Below are 20,124 nucleotides of genomic sequence, written 5' to 3'. Positions count from 1 at the left end.
GTGATTAAGATTTTATCGTATTTTTATTCGAGGAAGTTATAAAATATAAAAGATGGAATTTTTAAAGGATCATTCTATTCAAAACGAATTAGTACTGATATTCATTTCCGTACTTCTCGGGATTTTTATCGGGACAGAGCGTGAATACAGAAATAAATCTGCGGGGTTACGTACCTTCATTCTGGTGTGTTTCGGATCTTGCCTTTTTACTATTCTTTCCATTAAAATCGGGGTTAACAATCCGGATCGTCTGGCAGCCAATATTATTACAGGAATTGGTTTTTTGGGTGCGGGAGTTATCTTTAAAGGTGAAAATAAAATAGACGGAATAACCACTGCAACTACCATTTGGGCGACAGCTTCTATTGGCATGGCAGTCGGTTCAGGATATGTCTATCTTTCTCTAATGGGAACCCTTTTGATTTTACTGGTGCTAAATTCCTTAACTTATTTTGAAAGATTTATTGATAAAAAACATAAAATACGTGAATATAAGATTGCGGTGGTAGATTATCATGATCTTAAATATTGTGAAGAACTTTTTAAGAAAAACAATTTGAAATTTCTGCTTTCCAAACAACAATATACACAAGGAAATCTGGCAACCACATGGATTATTTCAGGCAATAGCAGCTATCACGAAGCTTTGACGAAAAATCTTATCGAAGATGAAAAAATTATTGCTTACCAATTCTAAATGTTAAAAAATCTACTCAAAAAACACATTCAATTAAATCATAAAACACTTAAAATCAAAACTTAAGAAATACAACAAACGTCAAATTATGAAACTCATAATTTCTTCGTAAATTGGGCAAAATTTTGATTATGACAAAAAAGATACTCTTATCCGTATTTCTTTTGCCGGCTGTAATGACTTTTGCACAGCAATACGGTGGAATGTGGATCCCAACAGAGCTTAATGAAAAGGAAATGAAAGATTTGGGAATGAAAATCTCTGCAAAAGACATCTTCAATCCTCAAAAACCAAGTATAAAAGATGCGGTTGTACAGTTCAACGGAGGTTGTACCGCTGAAATTATTTCGCCAAAAGGTTTACTTTTAACAAATCATCATTGCGGTTACGGACAAATTCAGGCGCATTCAACCGTTCAAAATGACCTTTTATCTAATGGTTTCTGGGCAAAAAATCCTGACGGCGAACTTCCAAATCCTGGAGTAACCGTAGATTTTATTGTTGATATTAAAGAAGTATCCCATCAGATTTTAGAAGGTACAGACAACCTTACCGAACCTGAATTATCTAAACAAATTGCTAAAAATATTGAGATTTATAAAAATTCTCAAAAAACAGAACAATACCAGTCGATTTCTGTAAAATCGATGTATTACGGAAATAAATTTTATGCTTTCACCATCGAAACATTTAAAGATATTCGTTTGGTAGGCGCACCACCACAAAGCATCGGAAAATTCGGTTCCGATACCGACAACTGGATTTGGCCAAGACATACTGGAGATTTCTCGATGTTCAGAATTTATGCTGATAAAAACAACAAGCCCGCAGAATATTCGAAAGACAACATACCTTATGTTCCGAAACATTATCTTCCGGTTTCTATCAAAGATAAAAATGAAAACGACTTCACTTTTGTATTTGGATTTCCAGGAAGAACGACAGAATATCTTCCGGCAATTGCAGTAGAAAAGATCATGAAAGAGATTGATCCTGCAAGAATTGCGGTGAGAGATATTGCTTTGAAAACTTTAGACGAAAAAATGCGTGCTGATGATGCAACCCGCATCAAATATGCTTCAAAATACGCTTCAGTAGCCAATTACTGGAAAAAATGGATCGGTGAGGTTGAAGGGTTGAAAAAATCTAATGCAGTTGAGAAAAAAGTAATGTATGAAGGTTCTTTAGTTGCTAAAAATCATGAGGTTAAAGCAACTTTAGATCAGTTAAACAAATTGTATAACGATCAAGCTCCGTTTGCATTAAACAATGCTTATTACACAGAAGTGATCAGAAATGCTGAAACTTTAAAGCTGGCAGGAGATTATTATACTTATATTACTTCGGTTGAAGCTGGCAGAATGGATGAAAAAGGAACAATCGCTTTTAAAAATAAAGTGACTTCTTTCTACAAGGATTACAGCGCAGAATTAGATGCAAAAGTGACGGCAAAATTGCTGGCATTGTATGCTAATAAAACGGCTCCACAATTCTTGCCTTCCGGATTTGAGAAATATAAAAACGAAGCTCAGAATATTACTTCAATTGAAGAAATTTCTAAAAATTCGATTATTACAGGAAGAACTGATGTGAACGGTGCTTCTTTAAGCAAAGATATTGACAAAGCATTTTCTAATCAGGATAAATTAATCAAAACATTGAAAAAAGATCCTGTTTATCAATTGTATGTTGCGATAAGAGATACTTATATGACAAAAGCTGATCCTCAGTTTACGTCTTTACAAACAAAAATTGATGCGCTTCAGAAAACGTTTATGGCACAGCAAATGTCTACGGATAAAGACAGAAAATTCTTTCCGGATGCCAATTCTACGCTTCGTGTAACATACGGAAAAGTGAAAGGTTCTTCGCCTAGAGATGCGGTTTCTTACAATTATCAGACCCATTTGGCGGGAGTAATTGAAAAATATATTCCTGGTGATTATGAGTTTGATGTTCCTAAAAAACTGATTGATCTTTACAACAAAAAAGATTACGGTAATTATAAGGATAAAAACGGCGATGTTCCCGTAGGATTTACGGCAACCAACCACACAACAGGAGGAAATTCCGGAAGTCCGGCTCTGGATGCCAACGGAAATCTGGTTGGGCTAAACTTCGACAGACAATGGGAAGGAACGATGAGTGACATTAATTATGATCCTCGTTTCAGCAGAAACATTATGGTTGATACGAAATATATTCTTTTTATCATTGATAAATTTGCCGATTCTAAATGGCTGATTGACGAAATGAAAATCGTTAAGTAATTTCAAAAAAAATTAAATATAAATCCCGAAAGCGAGCTTTCGGGATTTTTTGTTTTACATTAAAATTAGAATATAAACAGTATAAGAAATACTCAAAAAGAAACTTTTAAAAGCCTCTTTTTTAATGTCCGAAAATATCTTTCAAACTTAATTCTTTAAATGTTCCCATTTGATTGACTGCATACATATTCAGGTTTTCTTTTTTCCCGATAATGGCGGTATTGAAATCGATAGGTTTAATTTCAGTATTGTAAAATTGTTTCAAATCATCAAAACTCAACGCTTCGATCTGTTGATAAATATCCTTTCTGAAATCATGGTGAATATTTAATTTTTTCAATCGTAAAGTATTAAAAAAGATATTTGTTCTTGTGATTCTTGTGGATGCAATTTGTTTTAAGGCTGCATTTTTCGCATTTTCAAACTGTGTTGGCACCTGCGGAAGTTCGTGCATCAATTCCGCCATCGTATCCACTGCAATTTGCAATTTATCCGGCTGCGTTCCAATGTAAGTTGAAATGTAATCCGGATGATTTAATTCCGAATTAGCAGAATAAGAAACATACGCAGAATAAGCCAAACTCTTACTCTCACGGATTTCCTGGAAAACAATTGACGATAAACCACGTCCGAAATATTCATTAAAAACATTTATTTTTCCGAAATTTCCGGTATTGACTTCATTCCCTCTTCCGATTTTACTCATTTCCATCTGAACCATATCATAATCAGTAAAGTATACATTTCCAATGGTTTCCGGTTCAGGATATTCCTTCGGTTCAGGAATCTGAAGGCTTTCATCTTCAACATATTTCCCTATATATCCTTTAAAATTTTCAATATCTTTTCCATAGAAAAATATCTGATAAGGAAATTTAAACAGCTTTTTCATCCTTTCTGTAAACACCTCAACATCACTGTTTTCAAGTTCTTCTTTTGAAATAACATCTGTGAAACGGGAAAATCCGCCCACTTTCGTATAGCTTGTTAACCCTTTCATAATGCTGTTTTTATCCTTTTTCATGGCAGCACGATTTTCCAAAACAGTTTCAACAAACTGACCGTAAATTTCCTGATCTGGCTGCACATTATTCATCCAGTTTTGAAGCAAAGCAATTCCTTCTTCAAGATTTTCTTCTAAGCCACTCAAAGAAACCGTCAACTGATTATTTGATGTTTTGAAATCATTGCTCACTCCTATTTTAAAGAAATCTTTTTTCAGATCTTCCGGCGAAAGTTTTTCTGTTCCCAGATATTGAAGAACCTGTGTAGAAATCCCTAAATCACGGTCATTATCACTTCCGAAAGGAAAAATAAAATGAACCTGAGCAATATCGTTATATTTATTTTTAACGAAACTTAATTTTTTATCTTTAATTAAATCTGTCTTAATTTCTTTCTGATAATCGATAAATTCGGGTTGAATATCTTCTGTTTTTTCAGAAATAATTTGTTTTAAAAATTCTGACTGGTCTTCACGGTTGATTTTCACCGGCGTAATTCCAGGGTTTTCAACCCGCAATAATTTATCATTAATTCCTTTTTCTTTATTGATAATGACATAATTTTCTTTGAAAAACTCATTGGCAAAAGCAACAACATCTTCTTTCGTAAATCTGCTGTAATCGTCCATTTCGTTTAGTTCCTGCTCCCAGGTTCTGCCTTTGATGTAAGTGTCATAAAGATTTGTTGCCAATCCGTCTGCAGTTTCCAGCGCTTTCATTCTCTGCAATTTGAAATCGTTGATGATTGCAGGAAGCATCCAATCCGGAAACTCTCCTTTTTTTAACAGTTCAATCTGCTCCAACATCATATCTTTGGCTTCATCCAACGTCTGATTTTCCTTCGGAACAGCCACCATTGAAAAATAGCCATATTCTTTCAAACCTACCGAATATGCCTGTGCCCAAAGCATTTTCTGCGTCTGATTGATATTTAAATCTAATAATCCTGCTTCTCCCCTGTTACTTAAAAGATTTGCCGTAATATCTGCTAATATTGCTTCATTTGATCCATAACTTTCCGTTCTCCAGGCTAACTGAACTCTTGGCGTAGTCGGGCTTTTTACCGTTCTTTTTACAATTTCAGTAATAGGTTTTTCAATAATCGGTGTTTTTTTCGGTAATTCTCTGTAAGGAATTGCTCCGAAATATTGATCTACCAGCTGAATCGTTTGCTCAAAATCAAAATCTCCCACCAAAACGATCGCATAATTATTAGGCACATAATATTCATCAAAATATTTGTGAATCGCCTTCATGGAAGGATTTTTAAGATGATCGGGATCTCCCAGTGTTGTTTGCTGACCATTTGGATGTGTAGGAAAAAGAGCATCCATCAATTCATAATTCACCAATCTGGAATCATTATCCTGCGCTCTGTTGAATTCCTCATAAACCGATTCCAATTCTGTATGGAAAAGTCTTAATGTCAATTCTGAAAAACGTTCTTTTTCAACTTTAAGCCATTTTTCGAACTCGTTATTGGGAACATTATTTTTGTAAACAGTCTCATCAAACCAAGTGTGGGCGTTTGTACCTGTCGCACCAAGAGAAGAAATCGCCTTATCATATTCATTGGCAATTGCAAACTTACTTGCTTGCTGAGAAACGTCGTCTATTTTTGTATAGATTTCTTTCTTTTTTTCAGGATTCTGTTCAGCTTTGTGCTGCTCGTATAATTCTGAAATCTCACTTAATAATTCACTTTCTTTTTCCCAATCGAGAGTTCCTAATTTTGAAGTTCCTTTGAACATCATGTGCTCAAGATAATGGGCCAAACCTGTGTTATCAGAAGGATCATTATTACTTCCCGTCCTCACTGGAATATAAGTCTGGATTCTTGGAGCATCGAAATTCTGGGCAAGAAAAACTTTTAAACCATTCTTTAAGGTATAAATTCTTACTTTATTTTCGTCGTTGGGAATTGTGATATATTCGTAGTTATTTTTATCTGTATGTGTCGTCTCGTTGTATCTTTTGTCCGTCATAAATAAACTCATTTTCATCCTTACAATCAGAATGAATACAAATGTAAGCAATCAAAAAGTAATCCTTTTACTTTATAAATAGTAAAATCTATTATTAACATTCGCTTTTTATATTTAAGTTTGCATTAGTTTTCCAAATAAATATATCATGCACGGAAACATTCTGATCATCGATGATGAGATCAAGCTCCTGAAATTATTAGGAATGATCCTTTCCCAAGAAGATTTTAACGTAAAAGAAGCCTCTACCGCACGGTCTGCAATGACGATGCTGGAGCAATATGATTTTGATGTCGTACTGAGTGATGTCCGGCTTCCCGACGGTTTTGGTGTCGATTTGGTTAAATCGATCAAAGCAAAATACCCTCATCTGGAAATCATTTTAATGACTGCTTTCGGAAATATCACCGATGCCGTTCAGGCAATGAAAAACGGTGCTTACGATTATTTGGTGAAAGGTGATGACAACGAAAAAATTATTCCGTTGGTTTACAAAGCATTGGAAAAAGTAAAGGACAATAAATCTAAAATTATCCAAAAAAGTACAGTTCAGAAAGGTTTTAATCAAATCATCGGAACTTCTCCATTAATTCTTCAGGCTAAAAAATTGGCAGAAAAAGTTGCTTTAACAGATGCTACCGTCCTTTTAACCGGAGAAACGGGAACCGGAAAAGAAGTTTTTGCGAATGCCATTCATGAAGGAAGTGACAGGAAGAAAAATAATTTTGTGGCAATCAACTGTTCTGCATTCAGTAAAGAAATTCTGGAAAGTGAACTTTTTGGACACAAAGCGGGAGCTTTTACAGGAGCCATAAAAGATAAAAAAGGGTTAATTGAAGAAGCCAATGCCGGAACTTTATTTTTAGACGAAATTGGCGAAATGCCAATCGAGCTTCAGGCAAAATTACTCCGGGTTTTAGAAACAAAGGAATTTATCAAAATGGGAGAAACGAAAGTTTCAAGATCCGATTTCCGATTGATTGCTGCCACCAATAGAAATCTGGAAGACGAAATAAAACAGGGACATTTCCGTGAAGATTTATATTTCAGATTAAATGTTTTCGAAATTACCCTTCCTGCGCTTCGCGAAAGAAAAGAAGATCTTAGGGCATTGGCGAAAAATTTTGTTAATATTTTTTCACAAAAATTGCATTTAACAACCGTTCAAGTTACTCCGGAATATTATAAAGCATTAGAAAAGAACGACTGGAAAGGAAATATTCGGGAATTAAGAAATACGATCGAGAGAAGTTTAATCTTAATGAATGACAATATTTTAGATATAGAAAGCCTTCCTCATTATTCGGAAAAAATCGCCGCCGAAAGTGATTCTCTGAGTATAAAATCTTTAGAAAAAGAACATATTTTAAAAGTCCTGCAATACACAAAAGGCAACAAAGCTGAAGCTTCAAGATTGCTTGAAATCGGGATTGCCACGCTGTACCGTAAATTGGAAGAATATAATTTGAGATAAAATTTCTGATTGAACCATTAAGATTTAGGAACTAAGAATATTATCCTTATCATTTTAATAACGAGCCTATCATTTTGATAGGCTTTTTCATTTTCCTACATTATCTTAAAACAACACAAATTACTATAATTCAACAACTTAATAAACACATCAAGATATTGGACTTTCTTTTGGCATATAGGATTTAAATAATTAAAAATGGCAATGTTAAAAACAAACCGACCAAAGTCAAAAGTATCGGGATTTAAAGTTTTGATAGCACTTTATGCTTCAATGGTAGTAGTAACAATAATTATAAAATTGATATGATTCTCATTAGTTTAATTCTGCTTTGCGCAATCATGTTCTGGCTTTTATACAAATCTGTTGAATTTTTTGACAAAATATAAAATTATGTGGAGTTTATTTTTCCTTTCAATACTTGCATTTGTGTACATCTGCTATGTTTTAATCAAACCTGAAAAATTTTAACCGATTATCATGAATACAGAAATTTTAGGCATAATTATGATGTTTGCAATCACCTTAGTAATTGGTATTTTCTTAGGGAAGTACATTGCTGATGTGTATGGCTACAAAAAGACTTTTTTAGATAAAATTTTTCAGCCTGTTGAAAATTTGATTTATAAAATTTCAGGCATCAATCCAAATAAGCAAATGACTTGGAAACAAAATATGTTTGCCATGTTGACCATTAATCTGGTTTGGTTTATTATCGGATTTTTTATCTTATCAAATCAATCCTGGCTTCCCCTAAACCCCGACGGAAACCCGAATATGTCACCCGATCTTGCCTTTAATACAGCAATTTCTTTCCTGGTTAACTGTAATTTGCAGCACTATTCAGGAGAAACGGGAGTCAGCTATTTCAGTCAGTTATACTTAATGTTTTTACAGTTTGTAACGGCGGCAACCGGAATGGCTGCAATGGCGGTACTTTTCAAAGCATTTAAAGAAAAAACTACTACAGAATTAGGTAATTTCTATGATTTTTTCACCAAATCAATCATCAGAATATTGATCCCGATCAGTATTGTAATTGCTTTTATCCTTTCTGCCAGCGGAACTCCGATGACTTTTGAAGGGAAAGACCATATTACAACACTGGAAGGTCAGAAAGTTGACGTTTCCAGAGGTCCTGCTGCCGCATTTGTGGCAATCAAACATTTAGGTACAAATGGTGGCGGTTTTTTTGGAGCCAACTCAGCACATCCCCTTGAAAACCCGAATTATCTGACGAATATGACCGAAATGGTAACTCAGATGATCATTCCGTTTGCACTGGTTTTTGCGCTTGGATTTTATTTAAAGAAAAGAAAACTGTCATGGACGATTTTTACGGTGATGACAATCGGTTTTCTGGCATTAACAGTTTCAACGATCATTAATGAAACCCACGGAAATCCTTTAATTACCCAAATGGGAACTGACCCTCATCTCGGAGCGATGGAAGGCAAAGAAATTCGTTTCGGAAGCGCCGCTTCAGCGTATTGGAGTATCGCAACAACGGTAATTTCAACAGGTTCTGTGAACGCTATGCACGACAGCATGATGCCGCTTTCAGGCATGAATCAACTGTTGGCAATGATGATCAACTGTTTCTACGGCGGCTGCGGAGTCGGAATTCTGAACTATTTTATTTTCATTATTCTCGCCGTATTTATGAGTGGCCTGATGGTAGGAAGAACACCTGAATTTATGGGTAAAAAGATTGAAGCAAAAGAAATGAAAATTGCGATGATTGTTGCTTTATTTCATCCTTTTTTAATTCTTGTAGGAACAGCTTTAACAGCTTATTTCCCGGAATTCGGAGCAAAAACACTGAACAATCCAAATTTTCACGGATTCAGTGAGATATTGTATGAATTTACTTCGTCATCGGCCAACAACGGTTCAGGTTTCGAAGGGTTAGGCGACAACACGCCCTGGTGGAATATCTCAACAGGAATTATCCTTTTATTTTCAAGATTTATTCCAATTATCGGTCCGATAGCGATTGTAGGATGTTTAGCACAGAAAAAATACATTCCGGAAAGTTCAGGAACGTTGAAAACGGATACTGCAACTTTTGGATTTATGACTCTAGCCGTCATTCTTCTGATTGCCGCCCTGTCTTTCTTTCCTGCCCTTACTTTGGGACCGATTGCGGAACAGATTCAATATTTTTCTAAATAAAAATCAAATAATTAAACCATTAAAATTTATTTAAGAATTAAGAATATTAAGGGAATCAAATTAAGCTGAAAAATATTTAAAGAATATTTCTTAATTAAACTTAACTCCTTAATAAATTTTAATGGTTCAAATAAAAAAAATCATTCAAAGCAATGAAAAATCAATCTCAGACATTGTTTCAAAAAGATTTGGTAAACGAAGCCATAAAACAGTCATTCGTTAAACTGAATCCGAAAATTATGTTTAAAAATCCCGTTATGTTTCTGGTGGAAATCGGAACGGTGGTTATGTTATTCGTAAGTTTATTGAGCTTAACAGGAGACAAATCGCAAGGCAGTTTCATCTATAATTTTTTAGTATTCATCATATTATTTTTCACCGTTCTATTTGCCAATTTTGCCGAAGCTATTGCTGAAGCAAGAGGAAAAGCACAGGCAGATACGCTGAGAAAAACCAGGGAAGAAACTCCGGCAAAAGTTATCCTTGAAAACAAACCCGGATTTCAGGTAGAAACAACATTAAGAATGTCAGCCGAAATGAAACTGGGAGATATTTTCCTTTGTGAAACAGGCGACCAAATACCCATGGATGGCGAAATTATCGAAGGCTTGGCAACAATCGACGAATCTGCAATCACCGGAGAAAGTGCACCCGTAATCAGAGAATCGGGTGGAGATAAAAGTTCCGTAACGGGCGGTACAAAAGTACTTTCCGACCGAATAAAAGTGAAAGTTACTACAAAACCCGGAGAATCTTTCCTTGATAAAATGATTGCCCTTGTAGAAGGAGCTTCAAGACAGAAAACACCCAACGAAATCGCATTAACCATATTGTTAGCGGGATTTACCCTGACATTCATTATCGTTACTGTTACGTTAAAACCCTTTGCAGATTATTCGCAGACGCCAATTACCATTGCGGCATTTATATCACTTTTCGTTTGTTTGATTCCCACAACGATTGGCGGTCTGCTTTCTGCAATCGGAATTGCGGGGATGGACAGAGCGTTGAGAGCTAATGTGATCACGAAAAGCGGTAAAGCTGTAGAAACTGCGGGCGACATTGATGTTCTACTTTTAGATAAAACAGGAACCATCACAATCGGAAACCGTAAAGCGACACATTTTCATCCTTCAAACGGAATTCAGCTTGATGAATTTATAAAAGCTTCAGCATTAAGTTCTGTTGCCGATGAAACCCCGGAAGGAAAATCAATTATAGAATTAAGCCAGTTAAAATCCGAAGATTTACTCGTTCCCAATCCGGTTTACATTGATTTTACGGCTGAAACCAGAACATCAGGGATTGATTTTGAAAACACAAGAATCCGAAAAGGAGCTTATGACACGATTAAAAAACTGACAGAAAAAGCAGGAAATATTTTTCCTCCCGAAACACAGGAAGCCACGACCAAAATTTCTGAAAACGGAGGAACTCCTTTGGTTGTCTCCGTAAATGAAAAAGTCTGGGGAGTCATTGAACTTCAGGATATTATTAAAACCGGGATTCAGGAACGTTTCCAACGATTGAGAAAAATGGGTGTGAAAACCGTGATGGTTACAGGTGATAACCCCTTAACCGCAAAATTTATCGCAGAAAAAGCTGGTGTGGATGATTTTATCGCCGAAGCCAAGCCTGAAGATAAGATGAATTACATCAAAAAAGAACAGCAGGAAGGAAAACTGGTTGCCATGATGGGTGATGGAACGAATGACGCTCCCGCACTAGCCCAAGCCGATGTCGGAGTGGCCATGAACAGCGGAACTCAGGCTGCAAAAGAAGCAGGAAATATGGTGGATCTGGACAATGACCCGACGAAATTGATTGAAATCGTAGAAATCGGAAAACAGTTATTAATGACTCGTGGGACGTTGACAACTTTCAGTATTGCGAATGATGTTGCTAAATATTTTGCCATAATTCCGGCGTTGTTTATCACATTTATTCCGGCACTTCAAAAGTTGAATATTATGAATTTGCACAGCCCTGAATCTGCGATTTTGTCTGCTATTATTTTCAATGCGATCATTATTCCTTTCTTAATTCCATTGGCGTTGAAAGGAGTTGCTTACAAACCAATCGGCGCAAGTGCATTGTTACGAAGAAATCTTTTAATCTACGGTTTAGGCGGGGTGATCGTTCCATTCATCGGAATAAAACTCATCGATTTATTTATCAGTTTATTCTTTTAAAATTTAATTAAAATGAAAAATCATATTCTATCAGCATTAAGATTAACACTTGTCATGCTCGTTATCGTTGGAATTTACTTAGGAATAGTTTACGCAGGTTCTAAAGTCCTTCCAAATCAAGGAAATGCAGAGATTATCAATTATAAAGGTCAGAAATTTTATGCCAATATTGGTCAGAATTTTACCTCTCCGAAATATTTTCACGGTCGTCCGTCCGCTGTTGATTATAACGCCGCAGGAAGTGCCGGAAGCAATAAAGGACCTACGAATGAAGAATATTTACAGACTGTTCAGAAAAGAATTGACACGCTGAAAATGCAAAATCCGAAAATGCAAAATGTAAAAGTTCCGGTGGAATTAGTAACAGCCAGCGGAAGCGGATTAGATCCTGATATTTCGGAGGACGGGGCTTTATATCAAGCAAAAAGAATTGCAAAAAACAGAAATATTTCTGCTGAAAAAATAGAAAACCTTATTAAAAATCAAACAGAAAAATCATTTTTCGGACCGTCTAAAGTAAATGTTTTGAAATTGAATATTGCTTTAGACCAATTAAAATAACTTACAAAATAACACATTGTTATCAATATCTATATAATGAAATCAACAACTATTCAGGTTATTTTTTTATTGGGATTTTTTGCTTTAAATCCTATGAATGCACAGGAAACTCAGAAAGATTCTGTTTCCTTACAACCTAAAGATTCTTTAACTACAAAAATCGATTCTAAAATTCCTTTTGACGGCTACGATCTGACCTGGATCAACGGTCAAAACCGTCAGACAGATTTTCCTTTAACCTTAAAAGATAAGGATGGAGAAACAATTTTAACGGGTGTAACCTATGTAGATGCCTATTACAACTACGATTTCCGAAATCCAAAAGATAATACTCATACGATTTCAGCAGCGATCGGTCGTTCCAACGAATTTACCATCAATATGGCAAGTATCGGTTTAGAAACCAATTACAAAAATACGATCGGGCGTTTATGGCTGCAATACGGGCAGATGGGTTCTATTGTTCAGGATTTGGACGGAACGGTAAACCATGGTAAAAATACCAGCGTCAATAACTTAAAAAACATCAGAGAAGCAGCTGCAGGTTATCATTTCAATGTAATGCATGGTTTAAATGTTGAAGCCGGAATTTTCATGAGCTACATCGGTTTGGAAAGTTATGTTTTGGGCGAAAACTGGAATTACCAAAGAAGTTTGGTTTGTGATTTTACACCGTTCTATTTTCAGGGAGCAAGAATTCAGGCATATCCTTCAAAAAAATACAAGGTTGAACTTTGGATATTAAACGGTTGGCAAAGTTATAATTCATGGAACAAAGGTCTTGGATTAGGAGTTTCCAATTATTACCGTCCGAATGAAAATCTGCAGTTGGTTGCCAATTTTTATTTAAACGGAAAAGATACGAGAAATAACTCCGAGGTACGCCGTTTTCATCACGACCACAGTATTGTTGCAAGATATTTCCACAATAAAGAAAGCAATGGATTGTCGCAGGCTGCATTCAGTATCAACAATCATTATGGGTTTCAAAGCGGAGGTGGTTTGAAGGCAAAAGACAATTACATGATCGGAACTTCTATTTCAAACAGACTTTGGTTTCATCATAATAAAGTCGCTTTATCTTTAAGAGCAGATGCCGTTTCAAATCCGGGAGCTTATCTGGCATTCTCCCCTTCTCCGGTTACCAACAACGATTTTAATGACGCAATTGCAAATGGAGAAAAACTGAAAATGTTTCAGGGAACTGCAACAGTAGATTTAATGCCGAATCAATTCGTAACTTTCAGGTTAGAGTACGGATTCAGAAAAAGTAATATCCCTTATTTCGCAGGACCTCAAGGAACAACAAGCCCCGATGGATGGATCGATACGCCGGTTGACTCTTGGAGACCGGATTTAAAAAAATCTGACAGCAGATTGACTTTAGCGGTAATGTTTAGACTTTAATTGATAGAACTACATTTTAATACTTACTACAAGCTCGAAATAATTAAATTTAATTGTTTCGAGCTGTTATTAAACAAATTACAATTCTTAAAAAAACAATTTGAAAATGAAAAAGTATATTGTCATTGGATTTATGGTTGGGATATTTTTTCCGAAGGCACAATCTTCGGATTCATTAAAAGCAGATCATAAAGTTACTTTTTCAGCTTATGCAGAATTGTTTTACACTTACGATTTTAATGAACCTGCAAATCATATCCGTCAGAATTTTTTATATTCCTATAACCGTCACAATGAATTAAATCTTAATTTAGGACTTGTAAAAGCTGCTTATCAAAATGATAATCTCCGGGCCAATCTTGCGCTCATGGCAGGAACGTACGCTCAGGATAACATGGCTGCCGAACAGGATGCTTTACGGTATGTAAATGAAGCTAATATTGGAATTAAAATTTCAAAAACAAAAAATCTGTGGATCGATGCCGGAATTATGCCTTCACACATTGGCTGGGAAAGTGCCATCGGAAAGGATAATATAAGTCTTACAAGAAGTTTTGCAGCAGAAAATTCTCCTTATTTTGAAACCGGAGCAAAAATTTCCTATACTTCGGATAACGGGAAATGGTTTTTAAGCGGATTGGTTTTAAACGGATGGCAGAGAATTGCTAAGCCGGAAGGAAACCAAACTATTTCTTTCGGACATCAGATCACATACAAACCGAATGAAAAAATTACATTAAACAGCAGTTCATTCATCGGAAATGATAAATCTAAAGAAGAGAAAAAAATGCGCTATTTTCATGATTTATATGGAAATTTTCAGCTGACGGATAAATTCTCAGCTTTGCTGGGTTTTGATATCGGAGCCGAACAGAAAGAAAAAAGAAGTGACAGCTATAATCTGTGGTATTCTCCCAATGTTCTGATGAAATATCAGGTGAATGACAAATGGGCTCTGGCAGGAAGATTTGAATACTATAATGATAAAAAAGGAGTCATCATCAGCACGGAAACACCCAATGGCTTTCAAACCTTCGGATATTCTCTGAATGTAGATTATGCCATCTTAAAGAACGTTGTTTTCCGTACAGAAGCAAGAGGATTTACTTCTAAAGATGCTATTTTCATGAAAAACGATCAATTTAAACAAGGGAACTTTTTCATTACCACAAGTATTGCAGCTTGGTTTTAAATAAATCAGAAGCCGGAAGCTAAGATTGATTTCCAGCTTCTGACTTTCCTTATTTTTATGCTTCAAAAGATTAAATTAAAAAGAATAAAACCCATGTCATCAGCAACAGATTTTCTAGAACTCATCCAAAAATCCAAAAAAGGAAAGTTTAAAATTTATATCGGAATGAGTGCGGGTGTGGGGAAAACTTTTCGCATGCTCCAGGAAGCTCATTCTCTTTTGCGAAACGGTATTGATGTAAAAATCGGCTATATTGAAACGCATGACAGAAAAGAAACCGTGGCTTTGGTTGATGGAATTCCTGAAATTCCGCGACGATCTTCTTTTTATAAAGGTAAAAATCTGGAAGAAATGGATCTCCAGACGATTATCAATATTCATCCCGAAGTTGTTTTGGTGGATGAATTGGCGCATACGAATATTGAAGGTTCAAAAAATAAAAAAAGATGGCAGGATGTTCTGGAAATTCTCGATAACGGAATCAACGTTATCAGTGCGATGAATATTCAGCATATTGAAAGTTTAAACGAGGAAGTAAAAAAAATAACAGGAATTGAAGTTACAGAGCGGGTTCCCGATAAAATTTTAGGACTTGCTGATGAACTGGTGAATATTGATTTGACTGCAGACGAATTGCTGACAAGGTTAAAAGAAGGAAAAATTTATAAAAAAGAAAAAATTCAAACTGCTTTAAACAATTTCTTTCAGAGCGGACATATTTTACAGCTCCGTGAACTGGCTTTAAAAGAAGTCGCAACCCACGTCGAAAGAAAAGTAGAAACGGAAATTAAAACTGAAAATTTCAAACCTATAAAATTTCTCGCCTGTATAAGCAGTAATGAGAAAATTGCAAAAAATATTATCCGAAAAACGGCAAGACTGGCGAGTTATTATAACAGTCCGTGGACGGTTTTATATATTCAAAAATCATCTGAAGATCCTGAAAAAATTGCATTGAATAAACAGCGATATTTGATTAATAATTTTAATTTAGCACAGGAATTGGGAGCAAAAGTAATCCGATTAAAGGAAAACAGTATTCACAAAGGAATTTTAGATTATGTAGTTGAACATAACATTACAACCGTTTGTATGGGAAAACCTCATGCGAAATTTTGGCTGAGAATCTTCGGCTACAGCTGGATTTATACCCTGATGAACCGATTGAACGAAAGACAAATAGACATTATTATTTTATCTTAAAACAATGAAAATTAAAACAAAACTCACCTTGGGAGTCGGTCTTTTGTTTGTGCTGATCGTTTTACTTTCTGTGATTGGTTCGGTGTACATCAACAAATTAAAATCCGATACAGAAAAAATTCTCACCGCCAATTACAACAGTCTCGAATTTTCCCAGAATATGTTGTTGGCTTTAGATAAAATAAAAACCGACAGCGCCATTGCGATTAAAGATTTTAAGAAAAATAATATTTTACAGGAAAAAAATTTAACCGAATTTGGTGAAAAAGAAGCTACCCAAAATCTCAATTTACATTTTAATAATTACATAAATCAGCCTTCTCCTGAAAAAGAAAAACTGATTCGTGAAGATTTGGTTAAAATTATGTCGCTCAACATGAAAGGGATCGAACGGAAAAGTGACATTGCCATTATTACCGCAGAAAATGCTACTTTTTGGATTGCCACTTTAGGAACGGTCTGTTTTTTAATTGCTGTTGTCTTATTATTTAATCTTCCTCAAACGATTGCGGAACCCATCAACCAGCTGACATTCAGTATCCGGCAGATTGCCAATAAAAATTACAACGAAAGAGTTCATTTTAAAGGAAGTGAAGAATTTAATGATCTTGCCAATTCTTTCAACATTATGGCAGAAAAACTTCAGGAATATGAGAGCAGTACTCTATCGGAACAGCTGATGGATAAAAAGCGCATCGAGACTTTGGTCAACAATATGCACGATGCCGTGATTGGTCTGGATGAAAATCATTTCATCTACATGATTAACGATGAAGCCTTGAAAATCACCAATTTAAATAAAGATGAAATCATCGGAAAGACGGCTCATGAAGTAGCGGTAAACAATGATTTGGTACGAGAATTATTAAAAAATATCGATCATCCTGTACAAGAACCCATTAAAATTGTTTCGGATCACAAAGAAAATTATTTCGAGCAGGATATCATTCCGATTAATATTGTAAAGACAGGCGAAAAAGAAAAAAAGTACATCGGAAGAGTAATTCTGCTTAGAAATATTACGCCTTTCAAAGAGCTTGATTTTGCGAAAACTAATTTTATTGCCACCATTTCGCATGAACTGAAGACCCCGATTTCTGCGATAAAAATGGGTGTTCAATTATTAGGAAATCAAAAATTCGGAGAATTGAATGAACAGCAAAAAGAACTGTTAAATGGCATCAATGAAGACGGTCAGAGATTGTTAAATATCACTGGAGAATTATTGAATTTATCACAAGTTGAAACCGGAAATATCCGTCTGAATATTGAAAACTGCTCTCCCACAGAAATTGTGCAGACAGCCGTAAAAAATATTGCAAAATTAGCCGAACAGAAAAATATTTCCATCAATTCTCAAATTCTTCTGAATGAAAATGACTTTGTCACCGCAGATTTTGACAAAACAGTTTGGGTAATGAATAATTTTCTAAGCAATGCCATTAAACATTCTTTTCAGGATGAAAATATTCAGATTTTAGTTGAAAAAATTGATTCAAAAATCAGATTCAGCGTTACAGATTCGGGCAAGGGAATTGAGGAAAAATACCACCGTCAGGTTTTTGACCGCTATTTTCAGGTTCCGGGAGATCATCAGAACGGAACAGGTCTTGGTTTAGCCATTTCCAAAAACTTTATAGAAAAACAACATGGGGAAATTGGAGTAGAGAGTTCATTAAATCAGGGAAGTAGTTTTTATTTTGTGTTGCCGATGGCTTAGTTATTTACTATATTTGATCATGGCAATTTATCAATTTCGATTAAACTTAATTCCAAGAGAAGGAATTATTAATGAATTTGGATTTATTCCTAATAAACTAAATATCAATCTTCAGGAAAGAGAAGAGCATTATTACCTTAGCGAAGATAATTTATTGGAACCGAATGATTTTTTCATTGATGCTTTAACTATGAAATTTTGGGATTCTGTTGATATTCTTCCTACAGAAATTATTTATTATATCAACAAATTATTTCCCAGAAAACCATTGGAAAGCAAATCCGACTATTATTACTGGAAGCATTACAAAATCACAGTTAAAAGTACAATAGATCATGATGCCTCACTTTAGGGCAGATCTTAGAGAAGATGGTTTAAAATTTTTAAATGAGTTTATCGGAATTGCAAAAAAATATGATTGCCTTTTGATGGATATTCAGGGAAATCTTGTCATTCCCGAACAAAAAGAAGTTTATAAATTAGCCAAAATTTCCAACAGTTATAAATTTCTAACAAATCCTAAAGAAATTTTAAGCAGTTTAAGTAACGACAATAAAATTAAATAATGCCTGATAATATATTTCTCTATTTCTTTATAGGTTTTGTTTTATTTGCTATTGGCAAAAGCATTTATTATTTCATCGAAAAAAAGACAATCCTTGAAAACTATAAACAAGTAAATTCCATAGAATTTAAAAACATTTACGGTACAATTGTTACTAAAAGCGGAATGCTTCGCCAGAGATTTGAATGGTGTAAATTTGACATATTAGTCAATCAAAATTCTGTTTTCTTATTTACAAAGAATTTTTACTTTATTCCAAGTCGTTTAATCAATTTGGTTTATTCAACTTCGAATAATAAATATCTAAAGCAAACCAGAAAACCCAAGCAAGTAAGAGAGTTTAATGTCAACAAAAATAATATAGAAATCGTTTTCATGAGAGATAGATTGATGTTTGAAACCTCAAAATTATATTTAAAAAATCTTACTAATGAGCAGATAATTCTCTTGGAATCTGTTTTAAATAAGAAGACTAATGACTAACCTTTAAAAGGAACTTTTCAAAGTCATATTATTCTATCATTAATCCGTAAATTCAACTTTCAATCACAATGATATGAATATTCAAACCATTTATCAGGAAACTATAAAACTTGCAACCCAAAAACACACCGATAGAAATCAGACTATTCCGGGAACCAATCTTCCGTATGTAGTTCATCTGAGCAATGTAACTATGGAAATTTTGATTGCTTTTGAAAAGTCAAAAGATTTTAATTTGGAATTTGCTGTTCAGGTTGCTTTACTTCACGATTCTTTAGAAGATACAGACACCACTTTTCAGGAACTCGAAAATATTTTCGGGAAATCTGTTGCGGAGGGAGTTTTAGCATTAACTAAAAATTCAAGTTTAGAAAAATCTCATCAAATGACGGATAGTTTATTCAGAATCAAACAACAGCCAAAAGAGGTTTGGGCAGTAAAATTAGCCGACAGAATTACGAATCTTCAGACTCCACCTCCTGATTGGTCGGAAGAAAAAATTAAAAAGTATAAAACTGAAGCTCAATTAATTTTACATGAACTGAAAGGCGGAAATGATTATCTTGAACAACGATTACAACAGAAAATCGAAACATATGGCAGATAATCAAAAGCAATCGGCTACCTTTTTTGAAACACCGGAAAAATTCAGAAAATGGCTGCAAAATCATTACAAAACAGAAAAAGAATTATTGGTCGGTTTCTACAAAGTCAACACTAAAAAACCTTCTATGACGTGGCCGGAATCTGTGGATCAGGTATTATGTTTCGGCTGGATCGACGGGGTGAGAAAATCTATTGACGAAGAAAGTTACAGCATCAGATTTACTCCAAGAAAATCAACAAGCATCTGGAGTACGGTTAATGTTAAAAAAATTGAAGAACTGACAAAAGCCGGATTAATGACTGCAGAGGGCATAAAAGCTTTTGAATTGCGAAAAGAAGAAAAATCCGGAATTTATTCTCACGAAAAAGAACCTGCGGTTCTGGATTCTGACTATGAGAAACAATTTAAAGCCAACAGAAAAGCCTGGGAATTTTTCAACAATCAGGCGCCGTCGTACAAAAAAGTAATGCTTCACTGGATTATGCGTGCAAAACAGGAAAAAACGAGACTGTCGAGGTTGGAGAAAACGATTAAGGAAAGTGAATCAGGGAAAAGAGTACAATAAATTTTATTATTTGTTTACACCTGA

The 20,124-nt window shown here is 34.9% G+C and carries 16 protein-coding genes; 15 read left to right on the top strand and 1 reads right to left on the bottom strand.

The annotated features are described in order from the left end of the window. The first annotated feature begins 52 nt into the window (after positions 1-52). Together ASG22_RS08120 and ASG22_RS08115 are read left to right on the top strand one after the other, a co-directional pair. Positions 53-697 carry an MgtC/SapB family protein gene (locus ASG22_RS08120; protein WP_082504971.1) on the top strand — a complete coding sequence of 215 codons (645 nt, stop codon included), beginning with the start codon at positions 53-55 and terminating at the stop codon, positions 695-697. Positions 698-828: 131 nt separating this feature from the next. Continuing rightward, positions 829-2,967, top strand: a complete 2,139-nt coding sequence (locus tag ASG22_RS08115; protein ID WP_082504970.1) for a S46 family peptidase — start codon at positions 829-831, stop codon at positions 2,965-2,967. Between the two features lie 121 nt (positions 2,968-3,088). On the opposite strand, the gene ASG22_RS08110 is transcribed toward ASG22_RS08115, so the two are convergent. Beyond that, a complete protein-coding gene (locus ASG22_RS08110) occupies positions 3,089-5,956 on the bottom strand; it encodes a M16 family metallopeptidase (RefSeq protein ID WP_055983491.1) in 2,868 nt (955 codons plus the stop codon). A gap of 148 nt (positions 5,957-6,104) precedes the next feature. Between ASG22_RS08110 and ASG22_RS08105 the strand changes: the two genes are divergently transcribed. From ASG22_RS08105 to ASG22_RS08045, 13 genes are all read left to right on the top strand, one after another. After that, positions 6,105-7,430, top strand: coding sequence for a sigma-54-dependent transcriptional regulator (locus ASG22_RS08105; RefSeq protein ID WP_055982878.1), 1,326 nt, complete (start codon positions 6,105-6,107; stop codon positions 7,428-7,430). 480 nt (positions 7,431-7,910) lie between these two features. Continuing rightward, positions 7,911-9,605, top strand: a complete 1,695-nt coding sequence (kdpA, locus tag ASG22_RS08100) for a potassium-transporting ATPase subunit KdpA (RefSeq protein ID WP_055982875.1) — start codon at positions 7,911-7,913, stop codon at positions 9,603-9,605. 152 nt (positions 9,606-9,757) lie between these two features. After that, a complete protein-coding gene (gene kdpB, locus ASG22_RS08095; protein WP_055982874.1) occupies positions 9,758-11,797 on the top strand; it encodes a potassium-transporting ATPase subunit KdpB in 2,040 nt (679 codons plus the stop codon). Positions 11,798-11,809: 12 nt separating this feature from the next. After that, positions 11,810-12,358, top strand: a complete 549-nt coding sequence (gene kdpC / locus ASG22_RS08090) for a K(+)-transporting ATPase subunit C (protein WP_055982871.1) — start codon at positions 11,810-11,812, stop codon at positions 12,356-12,358. 36 nt (positions 12,359-12,394) lie between these two features. Next, entirely contained in the window at positions 12,395-13,765 is a 1,371-nt protein-coding gene (locus ASG22_RS08085; RefSeq protein ID WP_055982869.1) for an outer membrane beta-barrel protein, read from the top strand. A gap of 106 nt (positions 13,766-13,871) precedes the next feature. Beyond that, a complete protein-coding gene (locus ASG22_RS08080) occupies positions 13,872-14,957 on the top strand; it encodes a porin (RefSeq protein ID WP_055982867.1) in 1,086 nt (361 codons plus the stop codon). A gap of 93 nt (positions 14,958-15,050) precedes the next feature. Beyond that, positions 15,051-16,160 carry a histidine kinase gene (locus ASG22_RS08075; RefSeq protein WP_055982865.1) on the top strand — a complete coding sequence of 370 codons (1,110 nt, stop codon included), beginning with the start codon at positions 15,051-15,053 and terminating at the stop codon, positions 16,158-16,160. Between the two features lie 4 nt (positions 16,161-16,164). Then, on the top strand, positions 16,165-17,880 hold the full coding sequence (locus tag ASG22_RS08070; protein WP_055982862.1) for an ATP-binding protein: 1,716 nt from the start codon (positions 16,165-16,167) through the stop codon (positions 17,878-17,880). Between the two features lie 19 nt (positions 17,881-17,899). After that, positions 17,900-18,232 (top strand): hypothetical protein, encoded by a 333-nt coding sequence (locus ASG22_RS08065; RefSeq protein WP_055982860.1) that lies wholly within the window; start codon positions 17,900-17,902, stop codon positions 18,230-18,232. After that, a complete protein-coding gene (locus ASG22_RS08060; protein ID WP_131726169.1) occupies positions 18,216-18,446 on the top strand; it encodes a hypothetical protein in 231 nt (76 codons plus the stop codon). The genes ASG22_RS08065 and ASG22_RS08060 overlap by 17 nt, the downstream gene beginning before the upstream one ends. Continuing rightward, positions 18,446-18,928, top strand: a complete 483-nt coding sequence (locus ASG22_RS08055) for a hypothetical protein (RefSeq protein WP_055982856.1) — start codon at positions 18,446-18,448, stop codon at positions 18,926-18,928. The genes ASG22_RS08060 and ASG22_RS08055 overlap by 1 nt, the downstream gene beginning before the upstream one ends. A 73-nt stretch (positions 18,929-19,001) precedes the next feature. After that, complete coding sequence (locus ASG22_RS08050; protein WP_055982854.1) at positions 19,002-19,535, top strand: HD domain-containing protein; 534 nt, start codon at positions 19,002-19,004, stop codon at positions 19,533-19,535. Further along, positions 19,525-20,100 (top strand): YdeI/OmpD-associated family protein, encoded by a 576-nt coding sequence (locus tag ASG22_RS08045; RefSeq protein ID WP_055983488.1) that lies wholly within the window; start codon positions 19,525-19,527, stop codon positions 20,098-20,100. The genes ASG22_RS08050 and ASG22_RS08045 overlap by 11 nt, the downstream gene beginning before the upstream one ends. Positions 20,101-20,124: the final 24 nt, after the last annotated feature.

The sequence above is a fragment of the Chryseobacterium sp. Leaf405 genome (assembly GCF_001425355.1).
Classification (GTDB): domain Bacteria; phylum Bacteroidota; class Bacteroidia; order Flavobacteriales; family Weeksellaceae; genus Chryseobacterium.
This window is presented reverse-complemented; position numbering and strand designations above follow the sequence as displayed.